The 15,278-nt window shown below is 65.6% G+C and carries 14 protein-coding genes; 8 read left to right on the top strand and 6 right to left on the bottom strand.

Going from position 1 to position 15,278, the window contains the following annotated elements:
- Positions 1 to 134: 134 nt before the first annotated feature.
- The 3 genes from zwf to KZO25_RS03645 are packed head-to-tail and all read left to right on the top strand — an operon-like array spanning position 135 to position 3,005.
- Positions 135 to 1,643: a glucose-6-phosphate dehydrogenase gene (gene zwf / locus KZO25_RS03655; RefSeq protein ID WP_066449207.1), complete on the top strand. Its 1,509-nt coding sequence runs from the start codon at positions 135 to 137 to the stop codon at positions 1,641 to 1,643.
- Between the two features lies 1 nt (position 1,644).
- Complete coding sequence (gene pgl / locus KZO25_RS03650; protein ID WP_066449203.1) at positions 1,645 to 2,322, top strand: 6-phosphogluconolactonase; 678 nt, start codon at positions 1,645 to 1,647, stop codon at positions 2,320 to 2,322.
- A 20-nt stretch (positions 2,323 to 2,342) separates the two neighbouring features.
- Positions 2,343 to 3,005: a bifunctional 4-hydroxy-2-oxoglutarate aldolase/2-dehydro-3-deoxy-phosphogluconate aldolase gene (locus tag KZO25_RS03645; protein ID WP_223135915.1), complete on the top strand. Its 663-nt coding sequence runs from the start codon at positions 2,343 to 2,345 to the stop codon at positions 3,003 to 3,005.
- 109 nt (positions 3,006 to 3,114) lie between these two features.
- On the opposite strand, the gene KZO25_RS03640 is transcribed toward KZO25_RS03645, so the two are convergent.
- The 6 genes from KZO25_RS03640 to KZO25_RS03615 all read right to left on the bottom strand — a co-directional run bounded on the left by KZO25_RS03640 (position 3,115) and on the right by KZO25_RS03615 (position 11,283).
- On the bottom strand, positions 3,115 to 4,803 hold the full coding sequence (locus KZO25_RS03640) for a methyl-accepting chemotaxis protein (RefSeq protein ID WP_223135914.1): 1,689 nt from the start codon (positions 4,801 to 4,803) through the stop codon (positions 3,115 to 3,117).
- A gap of 123 nt (positions 4,804 to 4,926) precedes the next feature.
- Positions 4,927 to 5,886, bottom strand: a complete 960-nt coding sequence (locus KZO25_RS03635) for a carbohydrate kinase family protein (RefSeq protein ID WP_223135913.1) — start codon at positions 5,884 to 5,886, stop codon at positions 4,927 to 4,929.
- 38 nt (positions 5,887 to 5,924) lie between these two features.
- A complete protein-coding gene (locus KZO25_RS03630; RefSeq protein WP_223135912.1) occupies positions 5,925 to 6,899 on the bottom strand; it encodes a D-hexose-6-phosphate mutarotase in 975 nt (324 codons plus the stop codon).
- Positions 6,900 to 6,918: 19 nt separating this feature from the next.
- Entirely contained in the window at positions 6,919 to 7,887 is a 969-nt protein-coding gene (gene glk / locus KZO25_RS03625) for a glucokinase (RefSeq protein WP_223135911.1), read from the bottom strand.
- On the bottom strand, positions 7,884 to 9,773 hold the full coding sequence (gene edd, locus KZO25_RS03620) for a phosphogluconate dehydratase (protein WP_223135910.1): 1,890 nt from the start codon (positions 9,771 to 9,773) through the stop codon (positions 7,884 to 7,886). The genes glk and edd overlap by 4 nt, the downstream gene beginning before the upstream one ends.
- 115 nt (positions 9,774 to 9,888) lie before the next feature.
- The gene (locus tag KZO25_RS03615; protein ID WP_223135909.1) at positions 9,889 to 11,283 is read right to left on the bottom strand and encodes an aldehyde dehydrogenase family protein; all 1,395 of its coding nucleotides are present in this window, start codon (positions 11,281 to 11,283) and stop codon (positions 9,889 to 9,891) included.
- Between the two features lie 118 nt (positions 11,284 to 11,401).
- Here KZO25_RS03615 and KZO25_RS03610 point away from each other — a divergent pair, with 118 nt between their 5' ends.
- Genes KZO25_RS03610 through truD form a run of 5 tightly spaced genes read left to right on the top strand, consistent with a single transcriptional unit; the run spans position 11,402 to position 15,258 of the window.
- Positions 11,402 to 12,535, top strand: coding sequence for a GNAT family N-acetyltransferase (locus KZO25_RS03610; RefSeq protein WP_223135908.1), 1,134 nt, complete (start codon positions 11,402 to 11,404; stop codon positions 12,533 to 12,535).
- Between the two features lie 59 nt (positions 12,536 to 12,594).
- Positions 12,595 to 12,951, top strand: coding sequence for a cell division protein FtsB (gene ftsB, locus KZO25_RS03605; protein WP_066451903.1), 357 nt, complete (start codon positions 12,595 to 12,597; stop codon positions 12,949 to 12,951).
- Positions 12,944 to 13,681, top strand: a complete 738-nt coding sequence (gene ispD, locus KZO25_RS03600) for a 2-C-methyl-D-erythritol 4-phosphate cytidylyltransferase (RefSeq protein WP_223135907.1) — start codon at positions 12,944 to 12,946, stop codon at positions 13,679 to 13,681. Before ftsB ends, ispD begins: the two co-directional genes overlap by 8 nt.
- Positions 13,682 to 14,191: a 2-C-methyl-D-erythritol 2,4-cyclodiphosphate synthase gene (gene ispF / locus KZO25_RS03595; RefSeq protein ID WP_223135906.1), complete on the top strand. Its 510-nt coding sequence runs from the start codon at positions 13,682 to 13,684 to the stop codon at positions 14,189 to 14,191.
- The gene (gene truD / locus KZO25_RS03590) at positions 14,188 to 15,258 is read left to right on the top strand and encodes a tRNA pseudouridine(13) synthase TruD (protein WP_223135905.1); all 1,071 of its coding nucleotides are present in this window, start codon (positions 14,188 to 14,190) and stop codon (positions 15,256 to 15,258) included. The genes ispF and truD overlap by 4 nt, the downstream gene beginning before the upstream one ends.
- Positions 15,259 to 15,278 lie beyond the last annotated feature (20 nt).

The raw sequence follows: 15,278 nt of genomic DNA, 5'->3' as shown, positions 1-15,278 counted from the left end.
CTAGCGCGAACCCTCGTTAGGGCGCGAACGGAAGCGCTGCCGAACTCTTTTTTATAGTAATATTACAGAATAAACTTGCTGAAAGGTGCTTCCATGACGTATTTTTTTAGTAAGTTAACCAGATGGGGGCATGCATGAACTCACATAAGCGGCTGGAAGAAGACAGCCGGGCGGTTATCGACCTGGCACTCTTCGGTGCCTTGGGCGACCTGTCGCTGCGTAAGCTCTACCCCGCGCTCTACCATCTGGATCGGGAAGGCCTGCTGCACGAGGACACTCGCATTCTCGGGTTGGCACGCCAGCAACTCAAGATCGACGACTTCCGCAAGCGAGTCACCGAGGCCTTGCAGGAGCATGTCAAGAGCAGCGAACTGGATCGCGACGCACTCAAGCGCTTCACGGCGCGACTAGACTATCTACACCTGGATTTCGGGACTGCCGAAGGCTATCAGGCCATCGCCGAGTGGCGAACGGCCGTGCGTCACGAGACCACGATATGTCCACTGGTGGTGTATCTGGCGGTGCCGGCCAGCCTCTATGGAGATATCTGCCAGCACCTGCAGGGCAGTGGTAGCCTCGATGAGCTGTCACGGGTGGTGGTTGAAAAGCCGATTGGCTACGACTACGAGACCTCCTGCGAGATCAACGATGCCATCGGTTCTGTGTTTCCCGAGTCGCGTATCTATCGCATCGATCACTACCTGGGCAAGGAGACGGTTCAGAACCTGATTGCCCTGCGCTTCGCCAATCCCCTGTTCGGCACCCAGTGGAATCAGAATCATGTTTCGCACGTCGAGATAACCGTGGCTGAACAAGTCGGCATCGAAGGCCGCTGGGGCTATTTCGACAAGGCGGGGCAACTGCGCGACATGGTGCAGAACCACCTGTTGCAACTGGTCTGCCTGATTGCCATGGACCCACCGGCCAACCTGGACGCCGATGCTATCCGCGATGAAAAGGTCAAGGTGCTCAAGGCGCTGGAGCCTTTTAGCGAGAATTCCCTGGGGCGCGACGTGGTGCGTGGCCAGTACATCGCGGGTTCCATCGAGGGCCAGAGTTTGCCCGGGTATCTGGAGGAAGAGGGTGCCAACCGCGAGAGTGAGACCGAGACATTCGTGGCGATGAAGACGGGCGTCGCCAACTGGCGCTGGGCCGGCGTGCCCTTCTACCTGCGTACCGGCAAGCGCATGCCGGAGAAGCTGTCCCAGATCGTCATACACTTTCGCCAGCAGCCGCACTATATCTTCGATCCTGACCAGCGCAACCTGGCCGCCAACAAGCTTGTCATCCGGCTGCAGCCCGACGAGGGTATCGCCCTGGAAGTGCTGACCAAAGATAGCGGCCTGGACAAGGGTATGCGGCTGCGTCGGGGGCCGCTGCACCTGGATTTCGGCAGCGCCTTTCCCAAGACGCGCATCCCTGATGCCTATGAGCGACTGCTGCTCGAGGTGATGAAGGGACAACAGTACCTCTTCGTGCGGCGTGATGAAGTCGAGCACGCCTGGCACTGGTGCGATAGCCTGATTGCGGCGTGGAAGGCTCTGGGCGATCCCCCCAGGCGCTACCCTGCAGGCTCCTGGGGGCCGGTGGCTTCCATTGCCATGATCACTCAGGATGGACGCAGCTGGTATGAGGACTACTGACATGCCGATTTCGGATGCCAAACCCCGTGATCAACTCGCCGAGCAGCTTGCCGAAGCAACGGCTGAGGCCTTGAGGCAGGATCTGGCCCAGCAGGAGCGTGTCCTGCTGGTAGTCTCTGGCGGGTCGACGCCGGTGCCTTTCTTCCAGGCCATGGCCTCGCGGGACCTTCCCTGGGCGCGCATCGACGTGACTCTGGCCGATGAACGCTGGGTTCCCGTGGACGCCGAAGCGAGCAATGCTCGTCTGGTAAGGGAATATCTACTGGTAGGGCCAGCCTCCGCGGCCAATTTCATTTCACTGACCACCGATGACGAGACGCCGGAGCAAGGCGTCGAGGCGGTGGCCCGGCGTATCGAAGCGTTGAGCTGGCCGGCGAGCCTGGTAGTGCTAGGCATGGGCGGAGATGGCCATACGGCATCGCTGTTTCCCGATAGCCGTGAGCTGGAGCTGGCACTCTCTACTGCGGAGCCCGTTGTCGCGGTGCGCTCACCGAGCCAGCCCCAGGCGCGCATTACCCTCAGCGCCGATCGGCTGCACCAGGCCCGCCGTCATGTCCTGCACATTACAGGGGGCGACAAGCGCAGCGTTTTGGCACGTGCGCTGGGCGGCGACGACCTTCGCGAACTTCCCATTCGTGCCTTTCTGTCCTGTCCGCTGGCCGTTTACTGGGCCCCCTGAATGCTTCTGGAGTCTTGCTTATGACCATCGAGAAACAGCTTCCCTCCACCCGAACCACCGAGCTCGACAGCATATGCCTCAAGGCGGAGGTCATTCCGGTGCTCTCTATCGAGCGACTGGAAGATGCTATTCCCCTCGGGCGTGCCCTGGTGGAGGGCGGCTTGACCGTCTTGGAGGTGACGCTGCGCACCGACTGTGCTCTGGAGGCGATCCGGCGTCTGCGCGAGGCGCTGCCCCAGGCAAGTATCGGTGTCGGTACCGTGCTGACCCCGGCGCAATATCGTCAGGCCGAGCAGGCTGGCGCAGATTTCGTAGTGACCCCGGGGACCACCGAGGCGCTCTACCGCTACGGCGTGACCAGCCCGGTTCCCATGCTGCCCGGCGTTGCCACCGTGTCCGAACTGATGACTGGCTGGCAGTACGGATACCGCCGTTTCAAGTTCTTCCCCGCGGAAGCCAGTGGGGGTGTCAAGGCGCTCAAGTCCTTCGCCGGCCCGATTCCCGAAGCGCGGTTCTGTCCTACGGGAGGGATCGGCGTCAACAACGCCGAGGATTACCTGGCCTTGAAGAACGTGATGTGCGTCGGCGGCTCCTGGCTGACGCCCAAGTCGCTGATCGATGCCGAGGACTGGGATGCCATCCGCTCTCTGGCCCGTGAAGCCGCCGAACGCTTCCACCACTGATCCACCGAAACGGGTTCGTTGTGCTCTCTCAGCAGTGCTCTCTCGACAGCGGTGCTGTCTTTATACCCGGCCCAAGAGGGCCGGGTTTTTTTCTCTCAACTTGCCCTGTTCAGAAAGTTTCCCACTCCCTTTCGATAGGTGGGCGACTGGCCACCGCTTTGGGGGGCAGGTGGCTCACGCTGCGTTCATGTACAGGATGGGCTGTCATTTTAGTATTTTGCCGGATATCGCTACCGCTGAAGGCGCCGGCGCTGTGGGCCAGTGCGCTGACTTCTCTCTCGAGGGAAGCCGTTGCAGCCTGATAACTTTGCATGCTGTCGGCGCTGGTCTGGGTTGCCTGGTCTATCTCGCCGATGGCCTGGCTGATCTGCTCGATACCTTGGCTCTGCTCTGCGGCGGCGGCACTGATTTCCTGCATCAACCCGTTGACGCGGTGGCTGGCTGCCTTGATCGCCGTCATGGTATCTTCCGCTTCTCCGGCATGTGACCGGCCCGCCTCGATTTCTTTTCGCGCCGTGTTGATCAAGTCTTGCACACGATGAGCAGCGCCTGCTGATTCACTGGCCAGCTTGCGGACTTCTTGCGCGACAACGGCAAAGCCTCGCCCATGTTCCCCGGCACGGGCGGCTTCCACCGAGGCGTTGAGGGCCAGGATATTGGTCTGAAAAGCGATGCTGTCGATGGTGCCGACGATACTGGCCATGTTATCGGCCTGGCGAGTGATCTCCTGCATCGACGTTGCCAGTCTCTGCATCACCTCGGCGGCTTGGTCAACCGTTGTTACGCTGCCGAAAGTCACCTCACCGGCTTGATGGGCATGCTCCGCACTCTGGCTTACCGTGGCGGTGATCTGCTCGGCGCTGGCGGCGGTTTCCTGTACCGCCGATGCCTGTTGCTCGAGCCGGCTGGCCATGGCGTCGTTGTTTCGCACAAGGTCCGTGACCGCAGGCTCGACCACGCCGATGCGGCGTTCCAGGTCGCCGATCAGTGCTCCCAGGGACTGGCGCATGAAGGCCAGCGAGCCGAGCATGCGGCCCAGCTCATCATGGCGCTGGACAGGCAGATCAGCCTTGAGGTTGCCGGCCGCGACCTGCAATGAAAAGTCGTGGGCCTGGTGGAGCAAGCGGCGCATCCTGGCGTTGCCTTTCCAGTTCAGCCAAGCCAGCAGAATGCCGCCGAGAACCCCTGAGGCGAGCACCCCTTCGTCAATTAGTGATGCCGAAGGTGTCATGGCGCTCCAGGCGGTCATACCCAGGGCGGCAGGCAGCACGGCGATGGCGAGGCTAGCGAACAAGCTTCGTGTGGAGAGGCTGCGCCAATCGATGCGCTTCACCGCATGCAGGGCACCGCGCCGATAAGGGCGTCCGTGCTTGACCGCGTAGCGTCCGCCGTTTTCACGGATGTCACGATAGACCGCTTCGGCATGAGTGGTTTCTGCGGCACTCGGCTTGACACGTATGGAGGCAAAGCCCTTGAGTTCACCGTTTTCGCGGATGGGAACCACGTTGGCTCTGACCCAGTAGTGATCTCCGTTCTTGCGCCGGTTCTTGACCAGGCCGGACCAGAACTCTCCTGTCTGAAGATCATGCCACATGTCGGCGAAGACGCTGGGTGGCATGTCTGGATGACGCACCAGGTTGTGTGGGGCTCCATGCAATTCCTCGTAGTCATAACCGCTGACGTCGATGAAGCGCTGATTGGCATAAGTGATGATGCTGCGTGTATCGGTCTTGGAGATGAGGACATCATCGTCTTGAAGAAGATACTCCGACTGGGTTACCGGGCCGTTCTGTCGCATTCATGATCTCACAGTAAAGTTGTACATAAGCGCAACGATTTTACGTTATGTACAGCTTTTGTACCGTTAATGATCATTTTTGTATAGCTATTTTCTGCTATGACGACGATAGCTTAAACAGCGTCAGCCACGCAGCATGGCCAGGTCCTCACGGGTCGGCAGCGCGGCATAGGCGCCGGGGCGGGTGACCGCATGGGCGCCACAGTGACAGGCAATCTTGACGGCTCGTTCGAGGAAGGCGTCATCCTGGTGCCAGTCACCTTCGATACCCCGCTCGGCCAGTTCCGCCAGCAGGCCGCCGATGAAGGCATCACCGCCGGCGGTGGTATCCACGGCCTGCACTTTGGGTGGCGTGATCCGGAAGTCTCTGCCAACGCCCAGTGTTCGCACCGGGCCCGCTCCATCGGTGATCACGATCAGCTTCACGCCGGTGGCAAGCCGCTCGGCCAGCCAGGCTTCCACCGGGTGGTCGCCACGCAGATAGTCGAGTTCATCGGTTGAGAGCTTGACCAGCCCGGCCTGGTCGAGCAGGCGGGTGGTCAGGGTGATGTCGGCGACACCGCTCTCCCAGAGGTTGTGCCGGAGGTTGGCGTCCACGCTGACCAGGCAGCCGGCACGATTGGCCATGTCGGCCATGGCCAGGGTGGTCTCGCCAATCTCGGATTCGGTCAGGCTGTTGGTACAGAAGTGCACGATGGCGGGGTGGGCGAAGATCCCTGCCGGCAGGTGTTCGAGCCGATACAGCAGATCGGCGGCCGGCGGCCGGTAGAAGTCGAAGGTGCGCTCGCCCGCCGCGTCGCGGGAGACGAAGGCCAGTGCCGTGCGCGCCTCGCGGGTACGTGCCGTGCCCGAGAGGTCGACACCGTGGGACGCAAGCTCCGCGGCGATGAAATCGCCAAAGTAGTCATCACCCAGCATGCCGAGAAAACGGCTCGGAACCCCCAGTCGGGCGCAGGCCACGGCTACGTTGGCCGGGGCGCCGCCGGCATAGGGTGTGAAGGTCTCGGGGCCCTCGGTGGCGTCGCCGAGGCGGCTGGAGAGCATGTCGACGAGGGCCTCGCCGAAGGCGATCACGGGGGTCATGAAGGTATCCTCGTTGGCTGTTGGAGCAAGCGAAAGCCTCAGGCCGTATCCGGCTTCGCCAGAGAGATTGTGGTTCCCAGCAGGTGCTGGGCACCGGGTACCAGCCACACCGGGTCCAGGCGGGTATTGGCCGATTCCACGCAGAGGAAGCGGTACGAGGCACCGGCCGGGGTATCGTCGGGTGGCGCCTCGCCCGGATGCCAGACCACAGCGGAGTCGCTGCCCTGGCGGGCGACCCGCAGGCGCCGGTTGCCATCGTCGAGAGTCAGCTCGGCATTGGTGTGGTAGATGCGGTCGAGGCCGCCACGCACGGCGAGTTCGCCCTGCTGATCGCGCTCGGCGAAGCCGGACAGCTTGTCCAGATAGCGGGCCCCGGCCAGCCCCTCCAGGCGACAGGCGAAGCTGTCGGTCACGGCGAGGTAAGTATGCAGGGCGCCGCTCAGCTTGACCGGGGTTTCGCCGACATGCTCGGTGATCAACTCCACGTGCAGGCGGCGGGCGTTGGCCTGTATCACCGCACGGGGGGCCAATTGGGTATGCAGGGGCTCGGTGGGAGAGAGGTGCAGCTCGATGCCCTCTTCATGTTCATCCACTGCGTCCAGCCGCCAATTGGCCTTGCGCGCCGGGCCGTGGAAGGGCCCCGACCGGTCCGGTGTCTCGTCGGCGCCCCTGTCATCGGCAAACCAGGGCCAGCACAGCGGGATGCCGCCGCGAATGGCGCCAGGCAGCGGCTGCGGCCTCGGCGTCACCCACAGCCAGCCGCCGGGCACCAGCGCCTCTTCCTGCTCGACCGGGCTGGCAGCGTCGGTGTCAGCTCGCGTGTCGTCGGACGCGCTGGACGTGCGCGCGGCTTCGGGCGCGTAAGGCAGAAAGTGAAGCACCTGGGCGCCCTGCAGGCAGACGGCAAGTTCGCCCCAGCTTTCGCGAGCCAGCCACACGGGGCGGCCGGCCCATTCGCACTGACGCTGGCCATCGGTCTCGTCGAGCAGGGCTCGCAGGCGTGACGGGATCATTCGCTCTCCTTGTTTCAGATCATTCCACTTCTTCGTTGTGCAGGGCCTCGGCGGCGCCCAGCAGTCCCGGCCAGGGGGCGGTGACCACGTGAACCGGGATGGCGCGAGTGTAGTCGCTCATGCGTCCCTTGGCGGTGAAGGCTTCCACGAAACGGCTCTGGGGCAGCCAGTCGAGCAGCCTCGGCAGAATACCGCCGCAGAGATAGACCCCGCCGCGAGCGCCCATGACCAGGGCCGCATCGCCACTGATGTCGCCGAGGATCTTCAGGAAACGCAGTAGCGTATCACGCGCGATGGCGTCTCCGTGCGAAGCGGCCTCGGTCACTTCGGCAGGCGTGGCGTGGCGTGGTGGCGCCCCCTTCAGCGAGCAGTGGGCCAGGTAGAGGTCGAGCAGCCCCTGGCCGCAAAGGATGCGTTCCACCGAGACCCGCCCATAGCGGTTGCGAAAGTGCCGCAGCAGGTTCTGCTCGCGTTCGTCGGTGGGAGCGAAGGTGAAGTGGCCGCCCTCGGTGGGCAGCGGTATCCAGGCGCGGCGTCCCGGGAAGATGCCGGCCACGCCCAGGCCGGTGCCGGGGCCGATCACCAGCTGGACGCTGTGCTCGCGGGCCTCTCCCGGCTGGACTTCGACCAGGTCCTCGGGCCCCAGGTGGGGCACGCCCAACGCCTGGGCGGTGAAGTCGTTGATCACCTTCAGTCGCGTCAGCCCGAGTGACGCCTGGGCCTCGCGCCGGGAAAAGGACCAGTGATTGTTGGTCATGCGGACCCGGTCGCCATCAATGGGGCAGGCGAAGGCAAGGCAGGCCTCTTCCGGTGCCTGGGTCCCGTTCTGCTCGACCTTCGCCAGGTAGTCGCGCACGGCTTCCACCACGCCGGGATAGTCGGCGCAGGGCAGGGTCTGAATGTCATAGGGCTCGAAGGCCCCCGGCGCCACCAGCGCGAAGCGCGCGTTGGTGCCACCGATGTCTCCGATCAGCGCCGGTCGGGTCATTGATCCTCCTGCTGGATCGTCTCGAGCTGCCGTGCCAGTACCTCCGCCTCGAAGCCGCCGAACACACCGGCTCCCTCTTCGGCCTTGGCGGCCAGGTGGCGGAAACCGCCGAACAGCTCGCGGCCCATGCCGAAGTGGCTATGTTCCAGGTTGATGTCGGCGAAGGGGCGGCCGTTGAACTCGGCGGCATCGACCAGCACGCGCAGCTCGCCGCTGTCGGCATCCAGGCGCACCACGTCACCGTCGCGAAGCTTGGCCAGGGGACCGCGATCGACCGCCTCGGGGGTCACATGGATGGCAGCCGGCACCTTGCCGGACGCGCCCGACATGCGGCCGTCGGTGACCAGTGCGACCCGATAGCCGCGATCCTGGAGCACGCCCAGGAAGGGGGTGAGCTTGTGTAGCTCCGGCATGCCGTTGGCCTTGGGACCCTGGAAGCGAACCACCACCACCACGTCGCGGTCGAGCTCCCCCGACTCGAACGCCGCCTTCACCTGATTCTGGTCGTCGAACAGCTTGACCGGCGCCTCGATGACGCGGTGCTCCTGCTTGACCGCCGAGATCTTGATCACGCCGCGGCCGAGATTGCCGTCGAGCACCGTGAGGCCGCCGGTGGGGGAGAAGGGAGCTGCCACCGGACGCAGCACATCGCGGTCGTGGCTCTCCGTGGGGCCTTCGCGCCACACCAGCTTGCCCTCCTCGAGGAAGGGTTCCTGGGTATAGGCGTGCAGGTCGGTGCCGAACACCGTGGGAATGTCGCCATGAATGAGGCCGGCATTGAGCAGCTCGCGAATCAGCAGGCTCATCCCGCCGGCGGCCTGGAAGTGATTCACGTCGGCCTGGCCGTTGGGATAGATGCGGGTCATGCTGGGCACTACTGCCGAGAGCTCGGTGAAGTCGTCCCAGTCGATGGTGATGCCCGCCGCGCCGGCCATGGCCACCAGGTGCAGGGTGTGGTTGGTGGAGCCCCCCGAGGCGAGCAGGCCGACCATGGCATTGACGATGGCGCGTTCGTCGATCTGGCGGTAGAACGGGCGGTAGTCGCCGCTCTGCTCGGTGTTGCGAATCGCCTGCTCCGTGGCGTAGCGGGTCAGGGCGTCACGCAGCGGGGTGCCGGGGTTGACGAAGGAGGCGCCGGGCAGGTGCAGGCCCATCATCTCCATCATCAGCTGGTTGGAGTTGGCGGTGCCGTAGAAGGTACAGGTGCCGGGGCTGTGATAGGACTGGGACTCTGCCTCCAGCAGCTCGTCACGACCCACCTTGCCCTCGGCATAGAGCTGCCTGATGCGCGCCTTCTCGTTATTGGGCAGGCCACTGGTCATGGGGCCACCGGGCACGAACACCGCCGGCAGGTGGCCGAAGCGGGCCGCGCCGATGAACAGGCCGGGTACGATCTTGTCGCAGATCCCCAGATAGAGCACGGCGTCGAACATGTTGTGGGAAAGCGCCACGGCGGTGGCCATGGCGATCACGTCGCGGGAGAAGAGCGACAGCTCCATGCCCGGCTGCCCCTGGGTCACGCCATCGCACATCGCCGGTACCCCGCCGGCAAACTGCGCCGTGGACCCCATCCCGCGTGCCGCCTCCTTGATGGCGGCGGGGTAGTCCTCGAAGGGCTGGTGGGCGGAAAGCATGTCGTTGTAAGACGAAACGATGCCCAGGTTGGCGCTGTTCGTCAGCTTGAGCCGGTCCTTGTCGGTGGCGACATCGCAGCCGGCGAAGCCGTGAGCCAGGTTGCCGCAGGAGAGCTCGCCACGATGTACGCCCTGGCTGTGCTGGGCCGCCATGTGGGCTTCGTAGAGCTTGCGCCGCTCCTGTGAGCGCTTGCGAATGCGCTCGGTAACCTGGTGGACGGTTGAGTGAAGAGCTGCGGATGGGCGAGCCATGGGGTACCTCGCATCGTTGAGTGGTGTTTGCGGTAAGTTTACAAATTATCGCGCACTTTTTCCCGTCATGATACGTGCCTTTCGGCTGCTATGTAGTTTTATTACGTATTTTTTCTCAAAACCCCATCAGCCGGTAGAGCCAGTGCCGGTAGGGCGGGTTGAGCAGCCTCACGCTGCTGCGCCTGGCCTGAAGGAAGACGCTGCGCTGGTGGCTGAAGCGCAGGAAACCGGCCTCCCCCTGGTACCCGCCCATGCCGCTCCCGCCCACGCCGCCGAACGGCAGGTTGGGGACGGCGTTATGCCAGAGCGTATCGTTGAAGACGACGCCGCCGGAGTGGGATTCCTCGAGAATGCGTCTGCGCTGCTCGGGGTCGTTGGTAAAGGCGTAGAGCGCCAGGGGGCGAGGCCGTTCGTGAACGAAGGCCAGGGCGTGATCCAGGTCGCCGATGCCGATGATCGGCAGCCAGGGGCCGAAAATCTCCTCACGCATGATGGCCAACTCGCCATGCGGGTCGATCACCAGTGTCGGTGGCAGCTTGGCGCCCCGGCTGAGTTCGAGCGTCTCGCCCAGCGGGATCACCCTGCAGCCGTGATCCCGTGCTTCTTCCAGCATGGCGTCGAGTCGCTCGCGGTGCGACTCACCGACGATGGCGCTGTAGTCGTCGCCGGCCGGGCCGCTGGGGTGAAAGCGCTTCACCACTTGGGTCAGGGCCGCCACGAAGGCGGTCAGATGCGGCTCATGCACCAGCACATAGTCTGGGGCGAGGCGGGTCTGACCGGCATTCAACCACTTGCCGAAGGCGAGGCGCTCGGCCGCCTGCTCCAGGTCGGCATCGGCGCCGATGATGACCGGGGTCTTGCCGCCCAGCTCCAGCGTGACCGGGGTGAGGTTGGCGGCGGCGGCCAGGGCGACCTCCCGCCCGGCCCGGTCGTCGCCGGTGAACAGCAGGTGGTCGAAGGGCAGGGCGGCGAAGGCCCGACCCGTGCCTGCGTCGCCGGTGATGACCTTGAGTTCCTGTGGGGAGAAGTAGTGTTCGGCCAGCCGTGCCATCAGGGCACTGGTCGTCGGCGACCTTTCGCTGGGCTTGATCAGCACCCGGTTGCCGGCCGCCAGGGCATCCACCGCGGGCAGCAGGGCCAGGCTCCAGGGCGAGTGGCTGGGGGCGATGATGCCCACCGTGCCCAGAGGCTGCCGATGGACGCGCACGCGGGCCGGCCACAGCCGCCAGGGCACGGCCGCCCGGCTGGGCCGCATCCAGCGTTTGAGGTGTCGGCGGGCATGGCGCACGGCCTGAAGCACCCGGGCGATGTCCAGCAGCCGGGTCTCGGCCTCGGGGCGATAGCCGAAGTCCTGGCGAATCGCCTTGATGATGTCCTGACGATGCTCCCGGGTCATGTCGCCCAGTCGTCTCAGGCGGTCGCGGCGCACGGCGAGGGTCGGGTAGCGCTCGGCATCGAAGGCCTGGCGCTGCGCGTCGAGGTGCGCCGACAGCTGGCTGGCGTCGGCCATTCGCGTCTCCCTGTATGAGGGTGATGGAAGGAGCGGGTGGGTCTGGGCACAATGTAGGCGGTTTGCCGGTCGCTTGTCAGCCGGCGGTATCGGTCTTCACCGAAAAAGCAGGAGTCGCATGTCCGAGCTCGTCCTGAAAAAGCTCCCCGCCATCGAGGCAGTGACAGCCGATGCGTGGAATGCCCTGGTTGGCCACGACCATCCCTTCCTGCGCCATGAATTCCTCCATGCTCTGGAGGCCAGCGGCTCGGTGGGAGCCGCCACGGGCTGGGAGCCGCGCCACCTGACGCTGTGGCAGGGCGAGGCACTGGTCGGGGCCATGCCGTATTACCACAAGTATCACTCCTACGGCGAGTATGTCTTCGACTGGAACTGGGCCGATGCCTGGGAACGCGCCGGCGGACGCTACTACCCCAAGGGGCTGACGGCGATTCCCTTCACGCCGGCGCCGGGCCCGCGGCTGGCGCTGGCGGAAGGTGTCGACCCGCTGGCGGCTCGGAACCTGCTCGCCAGCGCCTGGGAGGGCGGCTCGCTGTCGAGCTGGCACCTGCTGTTTGCCGAGCGGGACGAGGTGGACGGCTGGCTGGCGGCCAGGCCGGCGCTGGTGGTCCGCCACGGGGTCCAGTTCCAGTGGCAGGACCGGGGCTACGGGGACTTTGCCGGCTTTCTGGCGGCCATGACCTCGAAGCGGCGCAAGGCGATCCGCCGCGAGCGACGCCTGGTCGCCGAGCAGGGGCTGACTCTGCACCGCCTGCAGGGCGAGGCGATCGGCGCGGAGGACCTGGCGCACTTCTACCGCTGTTACGAGATCACCTATCTGGAGCGCGGCCGCCATGGCTATCTGAATCTCGACTTCTTTCAGCGGCTTCACCGTACGCTGCCCGAGGCGCTGGTGCTGGTTCAGGCGCGCCTGGAAGGCAGGCCGGTGGCTGCGGCGCTCTGCCTGCAGGGTAGCCGGACACTTTACGGACGCTACTGGGGCAGTGAGGTGGTGGCCGACTCGCTGCATTTCGAGGCCTGCTACTACCAGGGTATCGAGCACTGTCTGGCCCGGGGCCTGACCCGCTTCGACCCCGGCACACAGGGCGAGCACAAGCTGAGCCGCGGCTTCGCACCGCATCGGTTGCGCTCGCTGCACTATCTGGCCGATCCGGGGCTGCGTGCGGCCGTGGCGCGATTCTGTGACGAGGAGCAGCGCCATGTGGCGGCCTACAGTCGGATCGCTGAGCAGGCACTACCGTTCAGGGCGTGAGCCGGCGGGACGAAGGTGGCATAATGGCGACCGTTTCGAATCAGTGAGGAAGGACCCCGATGCTCAGGTGGCTCGCCATCGCCCTGCTAGTGATGCTGGCGCTGCTGCAATACCGGCTGTGGTTCGGCGACAGCGGGGTGCAGGAGTTGCGCGAGATCCGCGAGCGGGTCGCCGCGCTGGATGCCGACAACAAGCCGTTGCGCGATCGCAATGCGCGTCTCGGCGCCGAAGTGGTCGACCTCAAGACCGGGCTGGACGCCATCGAGGAGCGGGCCCGCAGCGATATCGGCATGGTGCGTACCGACGAGCACTTCTACTGGGTTCCGGGCGTGGTGATCGAGGGCAGCCTGTTGGAGGCGAACGCCGGCCTGGTTCGCCAGCCCTCCTCCGCTTCCGGAGGCGCTGCCGATGAGTGAAGCGCTCTGGCTGGTGGTGCCTGCCGCGGGGCAGGGGCGGCGGATGGGCGCCCAGCGGCCCAAGCAGTACCTGACCCTGGCGGGCAAGCCGGTGATGGCTCATACCCTGTCGCGTCTGCACCAGGCCTTTCCCACGGCGCGGCTGTGTCTCTGCCTCGACCCGGACGATGCCCTGTTCGACCCGGCCTGGGTACCCTTCGCCGACTGGCAGCGGGTTGATGGCGGAGCCGAGCGGGCCGACTCCGTGGCCCACGCCCTGGCAGCGCTGGCCGGTAGGGCGGGCGACAACGAAATGGTTCTGGTGCATGACGTGGCCAGGCCATGTGTCTCCGTCGATGACCTGGTGCGACTCTACGAAGAACTGCGTCACGATGCCGTAGGGGGACTGCTTGCCGCCCCGGTAGCCGACACCATGAAGCGTGACGATGGCGCAGGACGGGTGGCTGCCACCGAGTTGCGACAGGGGCTGTGGCATGCCATGACCCCTCAGGGCTTTCGCTACGGACTGCTGTGCCGGGCCCTGGCGACGGCCCGGCGGCAGGGGCTGGCCGTGACCGACGAGGCTTCCGCCGTGGAGGCCCTGGGTCTGGCGCCACGCCTGGTGGCCGGTCGGCGGGACAATCTCAAGATCACCCATCCGGAAGACCTGGGGCTGGCGGCACGGATTCTTTCGGCCCAGCATGCCGAGGGTTCGGTAAACGCTACGGCGTCTTGCAGGGAGAAGCGCTAGATGGTCAGAATCGGTCATGGATTCGATGTGCATCGCTTTGGCGAAGGCGATCACCTGATGATTGGTGGCACCGCCATTCCCTTTGGACAGGGCTTCGTCGCCCACTCCGACGGCGACGTGCTGCTGCATGCCGTCTGCGATGCCCTGCTTGGCGCCTGCGCCCTGGGTGATATCGGCCGCCACTTTCCCGATACCGATGAGGCCTGGGCGGGCGCCGACAGCCGTGTCCTGTTGCGACACGTGCATGGCCTGGTCTCTGCTGCCGGCTACCGGGTCGGCAACGTGGATGCCACGGTCATCGCCCAGGCGCCCAGGCTGGCGCCGCACATCGCCGCCATGGTGGCCTGTATTGCCGCCGACCTTGCCCTCGATCCGGGCTCGGTCAACGTCAAGGCCACTACCTCGGAGCGGCTGGGCTTCACGGGTCGTGGCGAGGGCATTGCCGCCGAGGCGGTGGTGCTATTGCTTGCCCGTGATGACCAGGCAGCGACAGCGGGAGCCTCACGATGACCCCGACCGGGACGGCCGATCCCTGGCCGCGGGTGCTGGATGCCGAATTTGGCCCGCCGCCGGCCGGTGACTATCGCGACACCCCGGAGGATTTCGTCGTCGAGGAGATCCTCGACTTCGCCCCGGAGGGGCAGGGTGAGCACCTCTGGCTCTGGGTAGAGAAGCGGGGGCTTACCACCCTGGAGGTGGTGCGCCATCTGGCTCGCGCCTGCGAGGTGACGCAGCGCGCCGTGGGCTATTCCGGCATGAAGGATCGCATCGCCGTGACCCGGCAGTGGCTGTCGGTGCATCTGCCGGGCCGCGAGGGCCCCGGTGACCTGGCCGAGCGCCTGGCGAGCCACGGCGTGCAGGTGCTGGAGCAGGTGCGCCATCCCCGCAAGCTCAAGCGTGGCGTTCACCGCGGAAACCGCTTCTCGCTGGTCATCACCGGGGAGGCGGTTCAGGCGCCCGGGCTGGAGGCGCGCTGGGAGTGGCTGTGCCGCCATGGCGTGCCCAACGGCTTTGGCCCGCAGCGCTTCGGCCCCGACGGCCGCAACCTGGCGCGAGCGCGGGCGGTGCTGGCCCGCGGCTGGCGCAAGCGGGACGATCGGGAGGGCATGATGCTCTCCACCGCTCGCAGCTATCTGTTCAACGAGCTGCTGGCCATGCGCCAGGGGGATGGCAACTGGGACCGGTTGCTGCCGGGGGAGGTGGCGATGCTCGATGGTACTGCCAGCCAGTTCGTTGTCGACACCGTCGATGCTGAGCTGGCCGAGCGAGCCGCCCGACTCGACCTGCACCCAAGCGGGGTGCTCTGGGGCGTCGGCTCGTCGGCCACGGCGGGCAGCGCGGCGGGGTACGAGCAGCGCCTGCGCGAGCGCCATGGGCCGCTCTGCGATGGCCTGGAGCGCGCCGGGGTGAAGCTGGCCCGACGGCCCCTGCGCATGCGCCTGGGAGAGCCCCGCCTGGGTCGCGAACCGGCGTGCCTGCGGTTCGATTTCATCCTGCCCCGTGGCAGTTTTGCCACGGCGGTGCTGCGCGAGCTGATCGAGCACCCGACATTGGGTGCGACACCGGCGTTGACCTGAACGGAAACTGAACCCTCTGG

The organism is Halomonas sp. ANAO-440 (assembly GCF_019915905.1).
GTDB classification, from domain to species: domain Bacteria; phylum Pseudomonadota; class Gammaproteobacteria; order Pseudomonadales; family Halomonadaceae; genus Halomonas; species Halomonas chromatireducens.
This window is presented reverse-complemented; position numbering and strand designations above follow the sequence as displayed.

Bases quoted from the DNA above. Each gene is read 5' to 3' on its own strand.
- KZO25_RS03635 (WP_223135913.1), bottom strand. From the start codon at position 5,886: ATGACCCCCGTGATCGCCTTCGGCGAGGCCCTCGTCGACATGCTCTCC.
- KZO25_RS03645 (WP_223135915.1), top strand. From the start codon at position 2,343: ATGACCATCGAGAAACAGCTTCCCTCCACCCGAACCACCGAGCTCGAC.
- edd (WP_223135910.1), bottom strand. From the start codon at position 9,773: ATGGCTCGCCCATCCGCAGCTCTTCACTCAACCGTCCACCAGGTTACC.
- KZO25_RS03610 (WP_223135908.1), top strand. From the start codon at position 11,402: ATGTCCGAGCTCGTCCTGAAAAAGCTCCCCGCCATCGAGGCAGTGACA.
- ispF (WP_223135906.1), top strand. From the start codon at position 13,682: ATGGTCAGAATCGGTCATGGATTCGATGTGCATCGCTTTGGCGAAGGC.
- truD (WP_223135905.1), top strand. From the start codon at position 14,188: ATGACCCCGACCGGGACGGCCGATCCCTGGCCGCGGGTGCTGGATGCC.
- KZO25_RS03615 (WP_223135909.1), bottom strand. From the start codon at position 11,283: ATGGCCGACGCCAGCCAGCTGTCGGCGCACCTCGACGCGCAGCGCCAG.
- ftsB (WP_066451903.1), top strand. From the start codon at position 12,595: ATGCTCAGGTGGCTCGCCATCGCCCTGCTAGTGATGCTGGCGCTGCTG.
- glk (WP_223135911.1), bottom strand. From the start codon at position 7,887: ATGACCCGACCGGCGCTGATCGGAGACATCGGTGGCACCAACGCGCGC.
- pgl (WP_066449203.1), top strand. From the start codon at position 1,645: ATGCCGATTTCGGATGCCAAACCCCGTGATCAACTCGCCGAGCAGCTT.
- ispD (WP_223135907.1), top strand. From the start codon at position 12,944: ATGAGTGAAGCGCTCTGGCTGGTGGTGCCTGCCGCGGGGCAGGGGCGG.
- KZO25_RS03640 (WP_223135914.1), bottom strand. From the start codon at position 4,803: ATGCGACAGAACGGCCCGGTAACCCAGTCGGAGTATCTTCTTCAAGAC.
- KZO25_RS03630 (WP_223135912.1), bottom strand. From the start codon at position 6,899: ATGATCCCGTCACGCCTGCGAGCCCTGCTCGACGAGACCGATGGCCAG.
- zwf (WP_066449207.1), top strand. From the start codon at position 135: ATGAACTCACATAAGCGGCTGGAAGAAGACAGCCGGGCGGTTATCGAC.